Source organism: Mycobacterium scrofulaceum (assembly GCF_001667885.1).
GTDB lineage: Bacteria > Actinomycetota > Actinomycetes > Mycobacteriales > Mycobacteriaceae > Mycobacterium > Mycobacterium scrofulaceum_C.
Window position 1 is genome coordinate 112473 of sequence record NZ_LZJW01000057.1, and the last position, 19579, is coordinate 132051.

General features: G+C 69.4%; 17 protein-coding genes. 8 read left to right on the forward strand and 9 right to left on the reverse strand.

Annotation, left to right across the window (positions count from 1 at the left end):
- Window position 1: 1 nt before the first annotated feature.
- The 4 genes from A5681_RS07585 to A5681_RS07600 all read left to right on the forward strand — a co-directional run bounded on the left by A5681_RS07585 (window position 2) and on the right by A5681_RS07600 (window position 3934).
- On the forward strand, window positions 2-697 hold the full coding sequence (locus A5681_RS07585) for an SDR family oxidoreductase (RefSeq protein WP_067271536.1): 696 nt from the start codon (window positions 2-4) through the stop codon (window positions 695-697).
- Window positions 688-1653 carry a glycosyltransferase family 9 protein gene (locus tag A5681_RS07590; protein WP_231996236.1) on the forward strand — a complete coding sequence of 322 codons (966 nt, stop codon included), beginning with the start codon at window positions 688-690 and terminating at the stop codon, window positions 1651-1653. The genes A5681_RS07585 and A5681_RS07590 overlap by 10 nt, the downstream gene beginning before the upstream one ends.
- The gene (locus tag A5681_RS27060) at window positions 1650-1910 is read left to right on the forward strand and encodes a hypothetical protein (protein ID WP_067271538.1); all 261 of its coding nucleotides are present in this window, start codon (window positions 1650-1652) and stop codon (window positions 1908-1910) included. The genes A5681_RS07590 and A5681_RS27060 overlap by 4 nt, the downstream gene beginning before the upstream one ends.
- Window positions 1911-2140: 230 nt before the next feature.
- The gene (locus A5681_RS07600; protein WP_067271541.1) at window positions 2141-3934 is read left to right on the forward strand and encodes a thiamine pyrophosphate-requiring protein; all 1794 of its coding nucleotides are present in this window, start codon (window positions 2141-2143) and stop codon (window positions 3932-3934) included.
- A 10-nt stretch (window positions 3935-3944) separates the two neighbouring features.
- Here the strand turns inward: A5681_RS07600 and A5681_RS07605 are convergent, their stop codons facing one another.
- Window positions 3945-4598 (reverse strand): UdgX family uracil-DNA binding protein, encoded by a 654-nt coding sequence (locus tag A5681_RS07605; RefSeq protein WP_067271543.1) that lies wholly within the window; start codon window positions 4596-4598, stop codon window positions 3945-3947.
- 78 nt (window positions 4599-4676) lie between these two features.
- Window positions 4677-5237, reverse strand: a complete 561-nt coding sequence (locus tag A5681_RS07610) for a hemerythrin domain-containing protein (protein WP_067271547.1) — start codon at window positions 5235-5237, stop codon at window positions 4677-4679.
- Between the two features lie 145 nt (window positions 5238-5382).
- Here A5681_RS07610 and A5681_RS07615 point away from each other — a divergent pair, with 145 nt between their 5' ends.
- Genes A5681_RS07615 through A5681_RS07625 form a run of 3 tightly spaced genes read left to right on the forward strand, consistent with a single transcriptional unit; the run spans window position 5383 to window position 8444 of the window.
- Window positions 5383-6408: a hypothetical protein gene (locus A5681_RS07615; protein ID WP_067271551.1), complete on the forward strand. Its 1026-nt coding sequence runs from the start codon at window positions 5383-5385 to the stop codon at window positions 6406-6408.
- Between the two features lie 53 nt (window positions 6409-6461).
- Window positions 6462-7466: a sensor domain-containing protein gene (locus A5681_RS07620; protein ID WP_067271553.1), complete on the forward strand. Its 1005-nt coding sequence runs from the start codon at window positions 6462-6464 to the stop codon at window positions 7464-7466.
- A 9-nt stretch (window positions 7467-7475) separates the two neighbouring features.
- Entirely contained in the window at window positions 7476-8444 is a 969-nt protein-coding gene (locus A5681_RS07625) for an aldo/keto reductase (protein WP_067271557.1), read from the forward strand.
- Between the two features lie 54 nt (window positions 8445-8498).
- On the opposite strand, the gene A5681_RS07630 is transcribed toward A5681_RS07625, so the two are convergent.
- The 6 genes from A5681_RS07630 to A5681_RS07655 all read right to left on the reverse strand — a co-directional run bounded on the left by A5681_RS07630 (window position 8499) and on the right by A5681_RS07655 (window position 17360).
- Window positions 8499-9278, reverse strand: a complete 780-nt coding sequence (locus A5681_RS07630) for an SDR family oxidoreductase (protein ID WP_067271559.1) — start codon at window positions 9276-9278, stop codon at window positions 8499-8501.
- A gap of 76 nt (window positions 9279-9354) precedes the next feature.
- Complete coding sequence (locus A5681_RS07635) at window positions 9355-11148, reverse strand: sensor domain-containing diguanylate cyclase (protein ID WP_067271668.1); 1794 nt, start codon at window positions 11146-11148, stop codon at window positions 9355-9357.
- Between the two features lie 191 nt (window positions 11149-11339).
- Complete coding sequence (locus A5681_RS07640) at window positions 11340-13091, reverse strand: diguanylate cyclase domain-containing protein (RefSeq protein ID WP_067271561.1); 1752 nt, start codon at window positions 13089-13091, stop codon at window positions 11340-11342.
- 117 nt (window positions 13092-13208) lie between these two features.
- Window positions 13209-15359, reverse strand: coding sequence for a glycogen debranching protein GlgX (gene glgX, locus A5681_RS07645; RefSeq protein WP_067271565.1), 2151 nt, complete (start codon window positions 15357-15359; stop codon window positions 13209-13211).
- A gap of 69 nt (window positions 15360-15428) precedes the next feature.
- The gene (locus tag A5681_RS07650) at window positions 15429-16610 is read right to left on the reverse strand and encodes a zinc-dependent alcohol dehydrogenase (protein WP_067271568.1); all 1182 of its coding nucleotides are present in this window, start codon (window positions 16608-16610) and stop codon (window positions 15429-15431) included.
- A gap of 42 nt (window positions 16611-16652) precedes the next feature.
- Window positions 16653-17360, reverse strand: coding sequence for a GAF and ANTAR domain-containing protein (locus A5681_RS07655; protein ID WP_067271571.1), 708 nt, complete (start codon window positions 17358-17360; stop codon window positions 16653-16655).
- Between the two features lie 304 nt (window positions 17361-17664).
- Here A5681_RS07655 and A5681_RS07660 point away from each other — a divergent pair, with 304 nt between their 5' ends.
- The gene (locus tag A5681_RS07660) at window positions 17665-18975 is read left to right on the forward strand and encodes an NAD(P)/FAD-dependent oxidoreductase (protein WP_067271670.1); all 1311 of its coding nucleotides are present in this window, start codon (window positions 17665-17667) and stop codon (window positions 18973-18975) included.
- Between the two features lie 5 nt (window positions 18976-18980).
- Here A5681_RS07660 and A5681_RS07665 read toward each other — a convergent pair whose 3' ends face one another.
- Complete coding sequence (locus A5681_RS07665) at window positions 18981-19517, reverse strand: DUF1360 domain-containing protein (protein WP_067271574.1); 537 nt, start codon at window positions 19515-19517, stop codon at window positions 18981-18983.
- Window positions 19518-19579: the final 62 nt, after the last annotated feature.

The window sequence follows — 19579 nt, forward strand, 5'->3', positions numbered from 1 at the left end:
TATGACGTCACCCTCGCTCGGCGGTGTACTGATCTCCGGCGGCTCCTCGGGGCTGGGAGCGGCCGCGGTGGCGGCCGTGGCGCGGCGAGGCGGCCTGCCGCTGGTCATCGATAAGAAACCCCCCGCATCCGAAGTGCCTTACGCCGCTTGCGATCTCGCCGACACCAGCGCGGTCGCGGCCGCCGTCGAGTCGCTGGCCGATCAGGCCGGCGGCCGGCTCACCGGCGTCTTCACCGCCGCCGGCATCGACTCCTGCGGCACGCTCGAACAGGTTCCGGCCAAGGAGTGGGAGCAGGTGATCGCCGTGAACCTGGTCGGCACCGCGGCCGTCATCCGGGCGGCCCTGCCCTACCTGCGCGCGACCCAGGGGCGCATCGTCACCTGCGCTTCGACCCTGGGCATCAAGGCGGTCGGCGACGCCACCGCCTACTGCGCGTCAAAATTCGGGGTCGTCGGTTTCACCCGCGCCCTGGCCGCCGAACTCGCGGGCCAGGTGGGCGTGACGCTGCTCATCCCCGGCGGCATGCACACCCCGTTCTTCGAGGGGCGCACCGAGCAATACAAGCCGCCGGCGGACGCCAAGCTCAACCAACCCGCCGACGTCGCCGAGACGGTGCTGTTCGCCCTCTCCCAGCCCGCCGGGTGTGAGGTGCGTGAGCTCGTGGTGTGCGCCTCCACGGAGTCTTCGTGGCCTTGACGCTCGATCCCGGCCCCGACGGGGCCGACAGCATCGTCGTGCTGCGCGCCCTGGGTCTCGGTGACCTGCTCACGGCGGTGCCCGCGCTGCGTGGGCTGCGCCGGTGCTACCCGGGGGCGCGCGTCATGCTCGCCGCCCCCGACCGCTACCGCGAGCTGGCCATGCTCACCGGCGCGATCGACGAACTACTGCCCACCAGCTGCCTGGGCGACGTGCAGCCGTTGCCGCGCCCGCCCGCGCTGGGCATCAACCTGCACGGCTGCGGACCGGAAAGCATCGACCACCTGCTGGCCTGGGCGCCGCAGGCGGTGCTCACCCACTGCCATCCACGCCATCCCACCCTCAAGGGACCGCCATGGCGCCCGGACGTGCACGAGGTGAACCGCTGGTGCACGCTGCTCGAATGGGCCGGAATCCCTTGCGACGCAACCGATGTCCTGATACCAAGGCCCGAGGGTATTCCGTTCGACCAGACCGGCGCCGTCGTGATCCATCCCGGCGCCTCCGCGCCGGCGCGGCAGTGGCCCGTGGACCGCTTCGCCGAGGTCGCCGCGGCGCTCAGCGACGACGGCTACGACGTGATCATCACCGGGTCCGCCGCCGAATTCGATCTCGCGCACCAGGTTGCCCGTCAGGCCGGTCTGCCCCGCACGGCGGTGGTGTCCGGGCTGCTCGACCTGCCCGCGCTGACGGCCCTGGTGTCGGACAGCCGGCTGGTGATCTGCGGGGACACCGGCCTGGGTCACCTGGCCGCCGCGACCGGCACGGCGTCGGTGGTGTTGTTCGGGCCCACCGCTCCCGCCCGGTGGGGCCCGCGCGGCCCGGCGCCGCACGTCGCGCTGTGGACCGGCGGGGTCGGTGATCCGCACGCCGCCGTGCCGCACGAGGGCCTGCTGTTGATCACGGTCGCGCGGGTGCTGTCCGCGAGCCGGCAAATCCTGCGGGAGAACGCATGAGCGGGCCGCTCGTCGGCGCGGCGGGCGCCGGCTCCGCCGGGCTGACCCCCGCCGTCCGCGAGGCCGACCGCGGGCCGAACACGGTCGCCGCGGGCGTCGAGCCCGACTGCGTGCGCAAACTGCCCGCCGGCGTCGCGGCCATCGACGAATCCCGGTTACGGGCCGCGGCGCAGGACATTAGGGCCCACCTCGTTTCGAGCATCGCGGAGCGTCCGGGTCCGAGCTACGCCGGAAACGCTGCGGCGCACGGCTTTTAGCCGAACGGCGGCGCCGGCGGCGCGTTCACAGGAAACCCGACGAATAACGGCGGCGATCGTGGGTATGCCCCTCGTGTGGGAAGCGCTTCAGCGTGCCCATTCACGCCAGACTGCGGTCGAAACGGACGGCCGTGGGCCTTCGCAGCAAACCGCACGCGCCCGTGGCTTTAGCGTCGGCCGGCGTAGGTAGCGAATCGTCATCGAAAACCGTCTGTCTAGGAGGAACACCAATGGCTAAGCAAGAGGTCTCGGACTACCTGCTGGAGCGATTGCGCGCCTGGGGTGTCGAGCATGTGTTCGGTTACCCCGGTGACGGCATCAACGGGCTGCTCGCCGCGTGGGGCCGCGCGGACAACAAGCCGAAATTCATTCAGTCGCGCCACGAGGAGATGAGCGCGTTCGAGGCGGTCGGCTACGCCAAATTCACCGGCCGGGTCGGGGTGTGCGCGGCCACGTCGGGACCGGGCGCCATCCACCTGCTCAACGGCCTCTACGACGCCAAGCTCGACCACGTTCCGGTGGTGGCCATTGTCGGGCAGACCAACCGCACCGCCATGGGCGGCAATTACCAGCAGGAGGTCGACCTGCTGAACCTGTTCAAGGACGTCGCCAGCGACTACGTCCAAATGATTACCGTCCCCGAGCAATTGCCCAACGTGCTCGACCGGGCGATCCGGATCGCCATGACTCAGCGCGCCCCGACGGCGTTGATCATCCCGAGCGACGTGCAGGAGTTGCCGTACTCCCCGCCCGGGCACGCGTTCAAGATGGTGCCCTCCAGCCTCGGCATCGAATATCCGGAGATCGCACCCGACGACGCGGCCGTCGCGCGCGCGGCCGACATCCTCAATGCGGGCAAGAAGGTCGCCATCCTGGCCGGCACCGGGGCGCGCGGGGCACACGAAGAGCTGAGCGAGGTCGCCGACCTGCTGGGCGCCGGAGCGGCCAAGGCGCTGCTGGGCAAGGACGTGCTCTCCGACGAATTGCCCTGGGTCACCGGCTCGATCGGGTTGCTCGGCACGCGGCCCAGCTATGAGCTGATGCGCGACTGCGACACCCTGCTGACCGTGGGCTCCAGCTTCCCGTACACGCAGTTCCTGCCGGAATTCGGGCAGGCCCGAGCGGTGCAGATCGACGTGGACGGCCGGCTCATCGGGATGCGCTACCCGTACGAGGTGAACCTGGTCGCCGACGCGAAATCCGCGCTGCGGGCTCTGATTCCGCACCTGCGGCGCAAGGACGACCGGTCCTGGCGGGAGACGATCGAAAAGAACGTTGCGCGCTGGTGGGAGACGATGGACAAGGAAGCCCACGTCAGCGCCGACCCGATCAACCCGATGCGGCTGTACTCCGAGCTCTCCCCGCAGCTGCCCGACGACGCCATCGTGACGGCCGACTCCGGTTCGGCGGCCAACTGGTACGCCCGCAACCTGCGCTTCCGTGGCCAGATGCGGGGTTCACTGTCCGGCACGCTTGCCACGATGGGCCCCGGCGTGCCGTACGCGATCGGCGCCAAGTTCGGCAACCCGCGCCGGCCGGTCATCGCGTTCGTGGGTGACGGCGCCATGCAGATGAACGGCATGGCCGAGCTGATCACGATCAAGCGGTACTGGCAGGAGTGGGAGGACCCGCGCTTGGTCATCGCTATCCTGCACAACAACGACCTCAACCAGGTCACCTGGGAGATGCGCGCCATGGCCGGCTCCCCGAAATTCCATGAGTCCCAAGCGCTTCCGGATGTCGACTTCGCGGCCTTCGCGGGCAGCCTGGGCCTCAATGCGATGGCCATCAAGGACCCGGACGAGCTCGCTGACGCCTGGCGTCACGCGCTGTCGGCGGACCGCCCCACCGTGCTGGACGTGTTCACCGATCCGAACATGCCGCCGATCCCGCCGCACGCCACCTGGGATCAGTTCAAGTCGGCCACGGCCGCCGTGCTCTCCGGTGACGAGGACCGCGTCGGCTTCGTCAAGGTCGGCCTCAAGACCAAGGCACAGGAGTTCATGCCGCACAAGAAGGGATGAGAGGGAGGCGTCAGCGACTCGACGAGGCGGCGCCGCGCAGATCGTCGACGAAGAGCCGGTAAGCCTCCTCGCGTCCATCGCTGCGGTCGCGCAGCAGGGCCGACGGATGCACCGTCGCCACCACGGTCGGCTCGGGCTCGACGTCGACGACGGAGGCGAGCAACCGCATCTGTTGGCCGCGCTGGGTGGAGACGCGAAAGTCGGCCCCCAGCAAGGATTGTGCCGCGGTCGCGCCGAGGCACACGACGACCTGCGGTCGCACCGCCTCGATCTCGGCGATGAGCCAGGGCCGGCAGGCGACCACCTCGGTGCGTCCCGGCTTCTGGTGAATCCGCCGCTTGCCGCCCTTGCGGGTGAACTTGAAGTGTTTGACCGCGTTCGTCACGTACGTCAGCGCGGGATCGATGCCGGCGTCTTCCAGCGCCCGGGCGAGCAGTCGCCCGGCCGGCCCGACGAACGGCTCACCCGCGCGGTCCTCCTGGTCGCCCGGCTGCTCACCCACCAGCATGATCGGCGCGCCGGGATGCCCGCGGCCGAAGACGGTCTGGGTGGCGTCGGCGAAAAGCGGGCAACCGCGGCAACATTCGGCCGCGGCCCGCAGCGATTCCAGTCCCGGCTCCTCGGGCAGGTACCGCGCGGCACCCGGTGCCTTGGTGGCGGTCATGGCGCTCCCTTACCTACCCCGGGCTGGGGCGCCCCCGCTCACGTCGACCTTCGAGCGGGGGCACCCCAGTGAGTCGTGCTAACCCTTCCCGACGATGGCGTCGCGGGCCCGGTCGAGCATCGCCGCGAACGGTCCCGCGGCCAGGTTGGCCGCCTGCGACTCGACTCCGGCGTGCGGCCGCGTCGGCGCGATCGCCTCGGCGAGCTTGGCCGCGCGGCCCATCCGCTCCAGCTCCTCGCCGCTCAATTCCTGGCCCAGCTTGGAGAACTCGTCGTGCTCCTCGTGCTCGGCGTGCTCGACGACCGCCTCGCGCAGCTGCGTCAGCAGGCTGGTGAACTCCGCGCTGTCCACGTCGAGCTTCTCCAGCTTCTGCAAGACCGTCTTGGCCTCGTGCTCTTCGTGCAGTCGCTCGTCGACCACCGCGGCGCCGTCCGAAAGCTTCCGCTTGGCCCGCGGGTGCACGATTTCTTCTTCGGCCGTTTCGTGGACGGCCAGCAGTCGGCGCAGTTCGACGAACGCCTTTTCGCGTTCTTCGCCCGACGCCGCCAAGGTTTTGGCGAACAACGATTTGATCTGCTGGTGCTGACTGACAAGAAAGTCGACCACATCGGTGGGCGACGTGATGGCGTTGTGAGCCATGATGTCCTTCCCATTTCATTCCGCGCGCGGGCTGTTGCGCGCTCCTGTTCGGCTACCCGACGAATTCGGCGACCAAACGGTACGGCCGTCCACCAGTGGGTAGTTCCTCATCAAGTCGCGAACGAGGAGAACGCTTGTGGCCGGAATGCGCAGTCGTGCGGCGATCATGGGCGCGCTGGTCGTGACGGCCGGCTGCGCGGCGCCGGGGGCGTCGCTGGAAAGCGCGCCCGACGTCGTGTTGTGGTCGGTCGCCGCGCCCTTGCGTGAGCCGGTGTGGTCGTATCGGACGCACGCCCTGGTCGCGCTCACGGGCGATCAGCGGGTGGCCGAGGTGAGCGCGGGCGACCGCCCGGGTGACGCCAGGACGCGGCTGTCGGCGCCCATGGCGGCCGGGCGCAACCTGCAGATCAGCCAGCGGGACGACCGCATCGTGTTCGTGCCGCAGCCCGAGCGCGGCAGGGTCGCCGAGGTCGACCTCGAAAGCCTGCGCCAGATCGGCGATTTCGACGCCGGACCCGCCCCGGCGTATCTGTCCGAAGACGCCGGGTTGCGCACGCTGCTCGCGCTATCGGCGGACGGAACGTCGGTGACACCGGTGGATCAGTACGGTGACCGCAAGCTACCCACCGCGCGGATCGCCGGCGACCCGGCGGACACCATCGACGGCGCCAATCGTGGCCGCGAGATCGATTACCACGCCTATGCGCCGTCCGGAATCCGCCATTACCAAGGATCTTCGTCGCCTCCAGCGGAGCGCGGGTCCTTGCGGATCAACGTCGCGGTCTCGGCGGGCGACGGCGCCGCGGTGACGCGCAGCTACGTGGCCGGCCACGACGACGCCACGCTGTACGCCGTGGATTCCCGCCGCGGCGGGGAGGGGCTCACGGTGCTGGCCCGCACCCGGCTGCCGGCGCCGATCCGCGCGTTGGGCACCGACGACACCAGGATCTACGCCGCCACGGACCACGAGGTGGTGGTGCTGGAGACGGCGAGCTTCACCGGCTTCCCGACGGGGACGATCCCGGTGATCCGCGCGATCGACTACCGGGCGGGGCTGCCGCCCGCGGCCCAATCCGCGTCCCTGTCGGGCATGGCGATCGGGCCCCACCGGGTGTACCTGACCCTCGCCGACGTGCCCTACGTGGTCGGCGTCGCCAAGCCGCGCCTCTGACGCCCCGGCTTCGGCTACATTTCGGGCAGGTTGGCCGGTAAGGAGGCGCTGGCGTGACCAACCCGCAGGACCCGTATTGGCAGAATCCGTACACCTACGACCCGCTCGGCCGGGTTCCGCCCGCGCCATCCCCGGTGGAAACGCCGCCCGTCTTCGCGCCCCCGCCCGCCGTGCCCTACCGGCCGCCGGTCAACGTGCTGGCGACGCTGTCGCTGGTGTTCGCGTTCGTGTTCGCGCCCGTCGGGGCGATCCTCGGACACGCGGGATTGGCGCAGATTCGCCGCACCGGCGAACTCGGCCGGGACCGCGCCCGGGTGGGGCTGGCGCTGTCGTACGCGTTCATGACCCTCGCCGTCGTCGCTGTCGTCGCGTGGGCCACCCTGGGCGCCGCCCCGTCGACCCAGACCGCCGAGCCCGCCCCGACAACCGGCGCGGCACCCCCGGCGCCCCCGGGTCCGGTCGCGCCCGACGACCTGGCGGCGCTGCTGCCAGGCGCCGACGCCCTGCGCAACATCACCTCCGACCAGAACCTCGAAGCCGGCCAGACGTGGGACAACCTGGGCCAGTCCAGCGCGGAGGGGGCCATCGACCGGCCGGAATGCTGGGGCAGCATCGCGCCAGGAACGCCCGACGCCTACGCCGGTGCCGGTGTCACCGGATACCGCGCGGCGGAGTTCCGCGACTCGCGCAGCTTCCTGAAATCCACCCAGGTCATCGAGGCGGTCGTGGCCTTCCACGACCCGGCCGCCGCCCGGGCGCAGCTGGCGGCGTTGCTGGCGGGATGGCGCCAATGTGGCGGCTCGACCGTGACCCTCACGCCCCGCAACGGGGAGTCGCTCACCTTTTCGGTGGGCGCACCCGCCGACGCCGGCAACGGCGTCACCACCCAGGATCTGACGCCGCGGGGAGTGCAGATCCGGTCGGCCCGCGTCATCGCGGCCAAGGCCAACGTGATCGTCGACCTGATGGTGTCCTGCAGCGGCACGACGGACAGCGGTCAGCCGCGGCTGGGCGGCCTGGGCATCGCCAACTACGTGCTGGGAAAGCTGCCTGGCTAGGGTGGGCCCATGAGGTATGTCGACGTCGACGGAGTGGGCCGGGTCAGCCGGATCGGCCTGGGCACCTGGCAGTTCGGGTCACGGGAGTGGGGTTACGGGGACAGCTACGCCTCCGGCGCCGCGGGTGACATCGTGCGCCGCGCCCTGGCGCTGGGGGTGACGCTGTTCGACACCGCCGAGGTTTACGGGCTGGGCAAGAGCGAGCGGATCCTCGGCGAGGCGCTCGGCGACGAGCGCGCCAACGTCGCGGTGGCCAGCAAGATCATGCCCGTGGCGCCGTTCCCCGCCGTGGTCAAGCAGCGCGAGCGCGCCAGCGCGCGGCGGCTGGGCCTCGACCGCATCCCGCTCTACCAGATTCATCAGTCCAATCCGCTGGTCCCCGACACGGTGATCATGCCGGGCATGCGCGACTTGCTCGACGCCGGCAAGATCGGCGCGGTCGGCGTCTCCAACTATTCGCTGGCGCGGTGGCAGAAGGCCGACGCCGCGCTGGGCCGGCCGGTCGTCAGCAATCAGGTGCACTTTTCGCTGGCCCACGCCGGGCCGCTGGAGGACCTGGTGCCGTTCGCCGAGCGGGAGAACCGCGTCGTGATCGCCTACAGCCCGCTCGAGCAGGGGCTGCTGGGCGGCAAATACGGCCTGGACAACAGGCCCGGTGGCGTTCGGGCGCTCAATTCCCTGTTCGGCACCGAGAACCTGCGCCGCGTCGAGCCCCTGTTGCAGACGTTGCGCGACGTCGCGACCACCGTCGGTGCCAAGCCCGCCCAGGTCGCGCTGGCCTGGCTGATCAGTTACCCGGGCGTCGTGGCGATCCCCGGCGCGTCCAGCGTCGAGCAGCTGGAGTTCAACGTCGCCGCCGCCGACATCGACCTGCCCCCCGACGCCCGCGAGGCGCTCACCGGGGCGGCCCGCGCCTTCCGGCCGACCTCGGCCGGGCGTTTCCTGTCCGACCTGGTCCGCGAGAAGCTGGGCCGCTAGGACCGACGGCGGCGACCCGCAGCGCCCGGGCTCCGCCCGCGCTCGCGATCGCCGCTAGGACTGCGCGGAGTCGGCGAACGCGGCGGGGCTGGCCGGCGCGCCCCGGGCCACCACCACGGGCATCGACGTCGCGGAGTTGGTCCGCAGGATGGTGTGCACCACGTCGATCAGATCCTCGACGGGCATCAGCTTGCCGGGCATGCAGCCGCGGGAGGCCCACAGCGGGACGGCCTTCATGGCGAGGTCCATGTCCCAGCCGATGTTCATGCCCGTCGCCGCGTCCCCCTCGCCGCCGGGGCACTCGCCGACGATGAAGGTGGTGAACCCGATGTCGGGATGCTCGGCCCGCCACGCGTCCACCATCCGCTCGAGGGCGGCCTTGCTGACGCCGTACGCGCCCAGGCCCGGCCACGGCGGCCCGAAGGTGCCCGCGTCGGAGGACAGGTAGACCGCCTTGCCGGCCGAGACCGTCAAGTGCGGCAGCGCCGCGGCGGTCACCAGCGCGGCGCCGATCACGTTGGTGTCGAAGATGCGCCGCCAGGTGGCGGCGTCGGTGTCGACCATGCGGACCAGCGGGCCGACAGCCGGGGTGTAGACGATGTTGTCGATGCCGCCGAGGGCGTCGGCCGCGGAGGCGATCGCCGACCGGCACGACGCCTCGTCAGTGACGTCACACTCGATGGCGACCGCGCCCGGGCCGGCCTCCTTGGCCGCCGACTCGATGCGCTCGCGGCGCCGGGCCAGCAGCGCGACCTGATCGCCCCGCTCGGCGAGGCCGACGCCGATGCAGCGGCCGAGCCCGCTCGAGGCGCCCACCACAACTGTCCTTGACATATGTGCCCTCTCTTGTAACGAGCTGATGCAGGCACAGCGTATCGAGCAGTCGCTCAACATGTCACCGCCGGGCGCGTCAAGCGTGGCGTGTCCGCCGCAACGATCGCTCGACCGAGAATCGGGTGAGGGCATTGCGGTCGGCCCGCTTCTGCTCGTACATCGCCTCGTCCGCACGGGCGGTGACCGACGAAACCGGCTCTCCGGCAACGGCGATCGTGGCGCCGATGCTCAGGGTGGTGCGAATCGTGTTGCCGCCGACGTCGATGAGTTCGCCGCTGTTGCGGCGAACTCCGTCGGCGATCTCGGCAACCTCGTCGGCACCGTGCACACCGGGCAGCACGATCAATATCTCGTCGCCTCCCACGCGTCCCACGGCGTCCTGGCTGCGCACGCTGTCGCGAATCCGTGCCGCCAGGGTGGCCAGCACGATGTCGCCGACGCCGTGCCCCCACGTGTCGTTGATCTCTTTGAAGTGGTCGATGTCGCAGAACAAAATGCCGACGTAGGTCCCGGAAGGCTGTGGCTCTGCGAGCGCAGCCTCGAGGCGGCCCATGATCTCGGCGCGGTTTGCCAGGCCGGTCAACGTGTCGAAGTGGGCCAGCCGTTGGAGTCGCCGCTCCGTTTCGACTTGATCGTCCGCAAGCCGCAACCATGCGATAAGACCATCGGTCCTGCCGTCGGCGTCGACATACGTTTTCGCGTGGCCGTCGACCCAGCGGTACCCGGAATCGACGGACAGCACCCGGAACCTTTGGATGAGCGTCTCACCGTCGGCGACCCGCTGCAGCGCGGATTCGACGGTTTCGCGGTCTTCGGGATGGATGCGACTGGTGAAGCCGGCATCCATCCACCGCTGTGGCGGCCCGCCGAGCGCGGCTACCACCGACGGCGATATCCAGGCAACCTCACCGTTGCGCAGGTGGACGACGACATCTACGGCGTTGTCGGCCAGGATCCGATAGCGGTTTTCGGCGTCGACGCGCAGCTTGCTCACCAGCTCTTTTTGTAGGAGCTCTCGCTGCTCACGCTGGCTCAAGTAGAACGTGACCGCCCCGACGACGAGCGTGCCCACCACTATCGACAGGGTCCACTCCTGATGCTCGCCGTGCAGACCGAGGGCCAAAAACGTCGCTCTGGACAGCGCCACAACAAGGGGGAAGGTGGCCACAACGCCCACCAAGCGAACCACGGAGCGCCAGTCCGGCCGGTCGAAAATCAACGAGAGGGGAGGCCGGTCGGGGCGCGCCAACGACGCGGCCACGAGGAGCAGCAGCAGGGCCGAGGCGGTCGCCATCGCCTGACCGGTCGAGGCCGACACCCCCACCAATGCCAAAGCGTCGAACAGGTATGCCGCGACGGTGACGAACGGAATGACCGCACCGGCCGCCACGCAGAGCGGCCAGAGCAGGCGGGTACCGCGATTCAGGCGTATCAGGATCACCGTGCCGGCGACCGCCAGCAGCGACAGGGCCGTCTGCGGGCTCGGACGCCCTGGCCAGGACGCCTGCCGCATCCGCACCGCATCGCCAAACCAGGCCTCGTCCAGGCCGAACGATCGGCCGGTGGCGAACTCCGCAAGCACGACGACGGCGACGACAGCCACCGCGATAGCCAAGACTCGCCCGGCCCACACCCGGGCGCGAGAGGGCTGACCCGATTGCGCCGGCACCGCCGCCGCGAGCGCACCCAGACACAACGCCGTCCAGGGCGTCATCACCGGCCAGGTCGGATACAGCCGCGTCAGTGGATCCACGCCGGTGCTCCAGCCCACCCAGGCGACTGCGGCCGCGGTCAGGACAATCATGACGATCGCCCGAGCGAACCGGGGCAGCGCGGTTTCCAGGCGCACGCTGGAGCCCGACCGATCCACCCACACCCCCCTCACCCGGCGAAGACGTCTTGCGGTTACGCGGCAGAGAAATGGTTAAGCAGCAGAAGCATATTCTGCGCGAGGACGCACGCCGAGGTCATCGGATCGGCGCGCGCCGCTATTTCTCAGCCCCTCGACGGCGGCCGAGCCCGCTCGAGGCGTCCACCACGACTGTCCTTGTGGGCTGCTGCCTAATTCCGCACGACCGTGTTCCGGTCCCCCAGCTTGGCGCGGTACATGGCCTCGTCCGCGCGGGCCGTGATCGTGTCGACCGAGTCGCCGGGAAGGGCGAGCGTGGCGCCGATGCTCAGCGTCGCGGAGAACGTCTTGCCCGATGCGTGGATGGGTTCGGCGGCACGACGACGAATCTTCTCGGCGATCCGGCCGAGTTCGTCGATGCTGCCGACGCCGGGTAACAGCACCAGGATCTCGTCGCCGCCGGTCCGGCCCACGGTGTCACCGCGCCGGACGCTGTCCTGCACTCGGGCCGCCAGCGTCGCGAGCACCAGGTCGCCCACGCCGTGTCCCCACGTGTCGTTGAATTCCTTGAAATGGTCGACGTCGCAGAACAACACGCCCACATACGTTCCGGCCGGCTGCGGTTCCTCCAGCGCGCAGGCGAGCCGGCCGAGGGCCTCGGCCCGATTCACCAAACCGGTCAGGGTGTCGAACCGGGCCAACCGCTCGAGGCGCTGCTCCGCCTCGACCTGCTCGTCGATCATGCGCACCGCCGCGATCAGGCCGTCGATGTTGCCCTCGGCGTCGACGTACGGTTTCCCGTGCCCCTCCACCCAGTGGTATCCGCCGTCGGCGGAGCGCACCCGGAACCGTTGCCGGACGGATTCGCCGGTCGCGACCCTCGCAAGCGCGGCCCTGACCGTCTCAACGTCCCGCGGATGGATCTCGCGGTCCAGATCCAAACCGGTCCAGCTTTCCGGTGGCCGGCCCAACGCGGCCTCCACCGACGGCGAGATCCACGCGACCTCGCCGTCGCGCAGGTGTACGACGATGTCCACCGCGTTGTCGGCGAGGATGCGGTAGCGGGCCTCGGCCTCGGCGCGCTCCTTGCTGACCATCTCCTTTTCGATCAGGAGTCGCTGCTCGTTCTGGATGAATGCGAACATGATCACCCCGACGATCAGGGTGCCCAGCAGGATCGAGAAGGTCCAGTCCGCGGGTTCGGCAAGCCCGAGCCGCAGAAATATCGGCCGCGACACCGCGACGACGATCGGAAGCGCGGCCAGCAGACCCACCAACCGAAGCAGCGACGACCTGTCGGGCCGGGCGAGCAGCCAGGCCACCGGAAACCGGTCGGGGCGTGCCAGCGCCGTCGCCGCGGCGATCAGCAACAGCGCGAGCGCCGTCATGAGCGCCTGGCCGGTTCCGGGCGAGTAACCCACCAGCGCCAAGGCGTTGAACAGGTAGGCCCCGACCGTGACGAAGGGGATGGCCCCGCCCGCCGCCATGCACGCGGGCCAGACCAAGCGGGTCCCGCGGTCCACCCGGGTCAGCGCCGCGGCGGCTGCCAGGAGCACGGCCGAGGTCGCCGTCTGCGGGCTCGGCCGGCCGGGCCACACCTGTCCGGAGGCGCGCACCGCGTCGCCGAACCACATCAGGTCCAGGCCGGGCACCCCGCGGGTGGCGTATTCCACGAGGGTGATCGCGGCAAGGGCACCCACGACCACGGCCAGGCCGCGCCCGGCCCACACCCGCCCCCTCGAGGGGCGACCCGACTGCAAGAGGATGGCCGCACCGAGTGCCACCAGCCACAAACCGGTCCAGGGCATCATCTGCGGCCAGGCCCGATAGATCCGGGTCAGCGGATCGATGCCGGCCGCCCAACCCACCCACGTCAACGTCGCGAGGGTGAACACCACCAGCACGGCAATCCGCCGGCACCAGGCCACGTCGTTCAGGCACGCGTCGCAACTCGGCCTGTCCATCGGCGGTCCCTTCCTCCCGGGGCGGCGCAACGAACAGTGTGCGCGGGAAGGCATCCGATGCCTGAGGGCACAAAGTAACCAAAGCGTGGGCGAAAGGTCCCCGGTCACCCGGGCGGGTCAGCCCCCGTCAGGGGCCTGAAGCACCACGGCGGTGTGTGCGTCCACGGTGAGCGTGCCCCCGCCGGGCACCTCCTCCGCGGGCGTCTCCTCCTCCGGACCGGTGAACACCACGAGTTGCCAGGCGGCGCCGAATTCCTTTGGCGGCAAAGTGAATTCGATCGGTTCGTAGTGGGCGTTGAAGCACATCAGGAACGAGTCGTCGAGCACCCGCTGCCCCCGCGCGTCGCGATCGGGGATGCCATGCCCGTTCAGGAACACCGCGACGGACTTCGCGAATCCCGCGCCCCAGTCCTCCTCGGTCATCTCGGTGCCCTCGGGGGTGAACCAGGCGATGTCGGGCAGCCCGTCCTGGCCGCGGCGGCCGAGCGGCTTGCCGGAGAAGAACCGGCGCCGGCGGAACACCGGGTGATTGGCGCGCAGCGCCGTGACCATGCGGGTGAACTCCAGCAGGCCGTTGTCGGCCTTGGACCAATCGATCCAGGTGATCTCGTTGTCCTGGCAGTACCCGTTGTTGTTGCCGTTCTGGGTGCGGCCCAGCTCGTCGCCGTGGCAGATCATCGGGACGCCCTGCGACAGCAGCAGCGTGGTGAGGAAGTTGCGCTGCTGGCGCGCGCGCAGGGCGTTGACCTCGGGGTCGTCCGTCGGCCCCTCGACGCCGCAGTTCCAGGACCGGTTGTGGCTCTCGCCGTCGTTGTTGTTCTCGCCGTTGGCCTCGTTGTGCTTCTCGTTGTAGGAGACCAGGTCCCGCAGCGTGAAACCGTCGTGGGCGACGACGAAGTTGATCGAGGCCACCGGCCGGCGCGCGGTGTGCTCATAGAGGTCGGCGGACCCCGACAGGCGGTAGGCGAACTCGTCGAGCGTCGAGGGCTCCCCGCGCCAGAAGTCGCGCACGGTGTCGCGGTACTTGCCGTTCCATTCCGTCCACTGCGGCGGGAAGTTGCCGACCTGGTAGCCACCCGGCCCGACGTCCCACGGCTCGGCGATCAGCTTGACCTGGCTGACCGTCGGATCCTGTTGCACCAGTTCGAAGAACGTGGCCAGCCGGTCGACGTCGTAGAACTCGCGGGCCAGCGTCGAGGCGAGGTCGAAACGGAAGCCGTCGACGTGCATCTCGGTCACCCAGTAGCGCAGCGAGTCCATGATCAGCTGCAGGGCGTGCGGATGCCCGACGTTGAGGCTGTTGCCGGTCCCGGTGTAGTCCATGTAGTACCGCTTGTCGTCGTCGACGAGCCGGTAGTACGCGGCGTTGTCGATGCCGCGCATCGACAACGTCGGGCCCATGTGGTTGCCCTCGGCCGTGTGGTTGTAGACGACGTCGAGGATCACCTCGATGCCGGCCTCGTGCAGCGCCCGCACCATGGCCTTGAACTCCTGCACCTGACCGCCGGGCGAGGTCGAGCTGGAGTACTTGAAGTCCGGCGCGAAGAAGCCGATCGTGTTGTAGCCCCAGTAATTCGACAGGCCCTTGTCGACCAGGGTGGAATCGTTGGCAAAGTGGTGCACGGGCATCAGCTCGATCGCGGTGACGCCCAGGCTCTTGAGGTGCTCGATGATCACCGGGTGCGCCACGCCCGCGTAGGTGCCGCGCAACTGCTCGGGGAGGTCGGGGTGGGTCTGCGTCAGCCCCTTGACGTGCGCCTCGTAGATGACCGTGTCGGCGTATTGATGGTCCGGCGGCCGGTCGTTGCCCCAATCGAAGTAGGGGTTGATCACCACCGACTTGGGCATGAACGCGGCGGAGTCGTCGTCGTTGCGGCTGTCCGGGTCGCCGAAGTTGTAGCTGAACAGGGCCTGGTTCCACTCGAAGCTGCCGTCGATGGCCTTCGAATACGGGTCCACCAGCAGCTTGTTCGGGTTGCACCGCAACCCGTTCTGCGGGTCGTACGGGCCGTACACGCGGTAGCCGTAGCGTTGGCCGGGTTCGATGTTGGGGATGTAGGCGTGCCAGATGTAGCCGTCGATCTCGGGCAGCGGAACCCGGCTCTCGTTGCCGTCGGCGTCGAACAGGCACAGCTCCACCCGCTCCGCGACTTCGCTGAAGACGGCGAAATTGGTGCCCGCCCCGTCGTAGGTGGCGCCCAGGGGGTAGGCGCGGCCCGGCCACACCTCTCCGGTCGGCGTGGGGGCGGTGGCTTCTGCGGATGTCATGGCGCAATCAATACCCTACGGGGGCCTGCCCCAAACGGTGGTTCGGAAGGCCTTGCCGCTAAACGGTTTTCAAGGTCGTAACATGACCTTCACCGCCCCGTCCTGCTTCTTCTGGAAGATTTCGTAGCCGTGCGGGGCCTGGTCCAGGGGCAGCACGTGGGAGGCGAAGGTGTCGACGCCGAGCGGGTCGTCGTCGGTCAGCAGCGGCATGATGTCGTCCACCCACCGTTTGACGTTGGCCTGGCCCATCCGCAGGGTCACCTGTTTGTCGAACAGGGTGAGCATCGGCAGGGGGTCGGCCGTCCCGCCGTACACGCCGATCAGCGATATCGTTCCACCGCGGCGGACGATGTCGATGGCGGAGTAGAGCGCGCTGAGCCGGTCCACGCCGGCGGTCTGCATGAGCCGCTTGCCGATGAAGTCCGGCAACATGCCGGTGGCCTGCTGGGCGAACTTGGCCGCCGGGGACCCGTGCGCTTCCATGCCCACCGCGTCGATGACGGAGTCGGAACCGCGTCCGTCGGTCAGGTCCCGTATCGCGTCCCCGAGCGGGGAGTCGAGCCGACCCAGGTCGATGGTGTGGATGCCGCGCTGCGCGGCGCGGCCCAGACGCTCGGGCACCAGGTCGACCGCGATCACCCGATAGCCCAGGTGGTCGGCGATGCGCGCGGCCATGTCGCCGATGGGGCCCAAGCCGAGCACGGTGACGGTGCCGCCGTCCGGGATGTTGGCGTAGGCCACCGCCTGCCAGGCGGTGGGCAGCACGTCGGACAGGTAGACGAATCGCGAATCCGGCGGCCCCACAGGGACTTTGATGTGGGTGAACTGAGCCTGTGGGACGCGAAGCAGTTCGGCTTGGCCGCCGGGGACCTCACCGTAGAGCTCGGAGTAGCCGAACAGCGCGGCCCCCATGCCCTGCTCGCGCACCTGGGTGGTCTCGCACTGGGTGTAGAGCCGCTGATCGCACATGTAGCAAGTGCCGCAGGAGATTTGGAAGGGGATGACGACCCGGTCCCCGACCCGCAGGTCACCGGTTTCGCCGCCGACCTCGCGTACGATGCCCATGGGTTCGTGTCCGAGGATGTCCCCCGGTTTCATGAACGCGCCGAGAATCTCGTAGAGGTGCAGGTCCGACCCGCAGATGTTGGTCGACGTGACTTCGATGATGGCGTCGGTGGGCTTCTCGATCTTCGGGTCGGGCACCGACTCCACTCGTACGTCGCGCTTGCCGTGCCACGTGACAGCCTTCATGTGCGTGGCGCATACCCGCCTGGCTCGGACCGAAACGCGGCGTCAGTGGTGCCGGCGCTTGAGGGGGTGTTCGTTGTCGATCAGCGACTTCGCGATGTCGGTGAGCCGGGTGTTCGATTTCTGCGAGAGGCGGGTGAGCAGCTCGAACGCCTCGACCGCGTCGAGGTTGAACCGCTCCATGATGATTCCCTTGGCCTGACCGATCATGTCCCGCGACGCCAGGGCGCTGCGGAACTGGTCCTGGCGGCGCAACACCGACCACGCCAGCGCGATGTGCGTGGCGAAGACGCCGCCGAGTTCCACCGAGTCGTCGGGGAACGCGTGCGGGGAGTCGGCGTAGAAGTTCAGCGCGGCCAGGGTGCCGCGGTCCACGAACAATTCGTAGGACAGGATGGACCGGATCGGCGTCTGCTCGATCGCGTACCGCCGATACCGCGGCCACCGTTCGTCTTCGGTGAGGTCGTCGACGTGCATCACGTGGTGCCGCCAGGCGGCATCCAGGCACGGCCCCTCCCCGTAGCGGTTCTGGATGGCGTCCAACAGGATCGGGTAACGGTGCGTGGCGGCCACGTTGATGACCGACTTGCTCCGCTCGGCCAGGGTGATGCCGGCGTACTGGCAGCCCGCCACGTGCAGGACGCTGTTATCGATGAGTTGGTTGAGCCCCGCGCTGGTGTCGGTTTCCCGGCGTTCGAGGCTGGAAACCAGCTCGGCCAGCTGAGTGACCACGACCGCATTGCCGTTTTGCATGGCGCCCCCTCTCGAAGGTCTGCCCCCTGGGCTACGAACCCCGCGCACGCTGCTGCGCGAGAGCGACGCCTCGTTCATTCAAGCGTGCGAACGGCGTTGCGGTGCGTCAACCCACAAAACGAAGTCTAGGAGCCATTTTACGAAGCGCAACCCCGGTCGTGCCCGCTACGGGGACGGCGCGATTATCTTCCGTCCAAAGCGAACACGCGTAATGTGCTGGCACCAAACAGATTTCGTTGCTGTCGCCGATATCACGGCGCGACGCCGCGGGTCTCTGCGGGCAAGCCGTCCTACACTCGGATTGGTGACCTCAATCGTGATCGTTGGCAGCGGCTTCACCGGCTTCACTTGCGCACACCGTCTGGCCCGCATTCTGCGCCGACGGCGCGCGGAGGTCGACATCACGATCATCTCCCCGGTGGATTACATGCTGTACACGCCGTTGCTGCCCGACGTCGCCGGCGGGGTGGTCGACGCCCGGTTCGTCGCGATCCCGCTGGCCAACACCCTCAAGGGCGTGCACGCCGTGCGCGGCCGCGTGGATGGGGTGGACTTCGACCGGCACACGCTGACCTGGTGCGACCCGGAGGAACGCAGCCACACGATGTCCTGGGACCGGCTGGTGCTCACGCCCGGATCGGTGACGCGGTTGTTCGACGTGCCCGGGCTGGCGACCTGCGCGCGCGGGTTGAAGACCACCGCCGAGGCCCTTTACCTGCGAGACCATTTCGTCGAGCAGCTCGAGCTGGCCAACATCGAGGACGACCCGCGGGTGGCGGCGGCCCGGCGCACGGTTGTCGTGGTCGGCGCCTCCTATTCCGGCACCGAGCTGGTGGCGCAGTTGCGCGCGCTGGCCGACGCGGCGGCCAAGCAGATGCGCTTCGACCCCGCCGACGTCAAGTTCTTGCTCCTCGATCTCGCCGAGCAGGTGATGCCGGAGGTGGGCAAGAAACTGGGCGACGCCGCGCAGAAGGTGCTGCGCCGGCGCGGCATCGACGTCCGGCTCGGCGTGACGCTCAAGGAGGCGCACGCCGATCACGTTGTGCTCAGCGATGATTCGCGCGTCGAGACCCGCACTGTCGCGTGGGTGACCGGTGTCACGGGTGCGCCGTTGATCCAGGAGCTGGGGTTGCCCACCGAGCGGGGCCGGCTCAACGTCGGGGCCGATCTTTCGGTGCCGGAGCACCCGGACGTGTTCGCGGCCGGCGACGCGGCCGCCGTTCCCGACCTGACCCAGCCGGGCAAGATCACGCCGCCGACGGCCCAGCACGCGACTCGGCAGGGCAAGGTGCTGGCCCGCAACGTGGCGGCCAGCCTCGGTTACGGCAGCCCCAAGGAGTACAAGCACCGCAACCTCGGGCTGGTGGTCGACCTGGGACCGTGGCACGCGGTGGCCAACCCGCTGAACATCCACCTGTCCGGGCTGCCCGCGAAATTCGTGACCCGGTCGTACCACCTGTACGCGATTCCGCGGGGCGTCAACCGATGGGCGGTCGCACTGGCCTACCTGACGGACCTACTGTTCGACCGGTCGGTGGTCTCCATCGGGCTGGCGTCCGAGGAGGACGCGCAATTCGCGGCGAGCGAGGGCATCCCGATGCCGAAGACCGGCTGAGCGCGTCAGCCTTCGGCCGCCTTCTGCGCCATCGCGTAGACGAGCTGCAGAAAGTCGGCGCCGGTCAACACGGTGAAGACGCCGGCGACCAGGCGGGTGTACCGCGGGGCGAACACCAGGCCGATCGCGAAGCCGGTCGCCACCCACATGTCCAGGCAGAACGGGCAGGTCAGCAGCTCGCCCAGGCTGTGCCGGAGCGGGCTTTCGTCGCGGACCTCCTCCATGACCTCGGCCGGCCCGCCGCTGCCGGCGAAGCGGGTGAACGGCGCCCGCAACGGGCTCGTCACCGCGTCCTTGGTCAGGGTCCGCGAGAGCTTATGGGTGCCGAGGGTCACCGTGACCAGGTCCTGGATGCGCCACCGCGTCGGCAACGTGCGCCCGGTGAGCAGCGCGGCCACGGTCGCGACGGCCACCACGGTGGCGTAGATCGCCAGCACCGCCAGGTAGCCACCCAGCGGCCGGGGCTCGTCGCCGCGGTACTCGTCCGCTTCGCGCCGTGCGCCGTCGACCACCTGGCTCTTGGCTTCCGCCACCTCTGCCATTGCCTCTCCTTCACTAGGGACAGCTGGCTGGGTACCCGAAGTCGGTGAAGGCAATCGGCGGG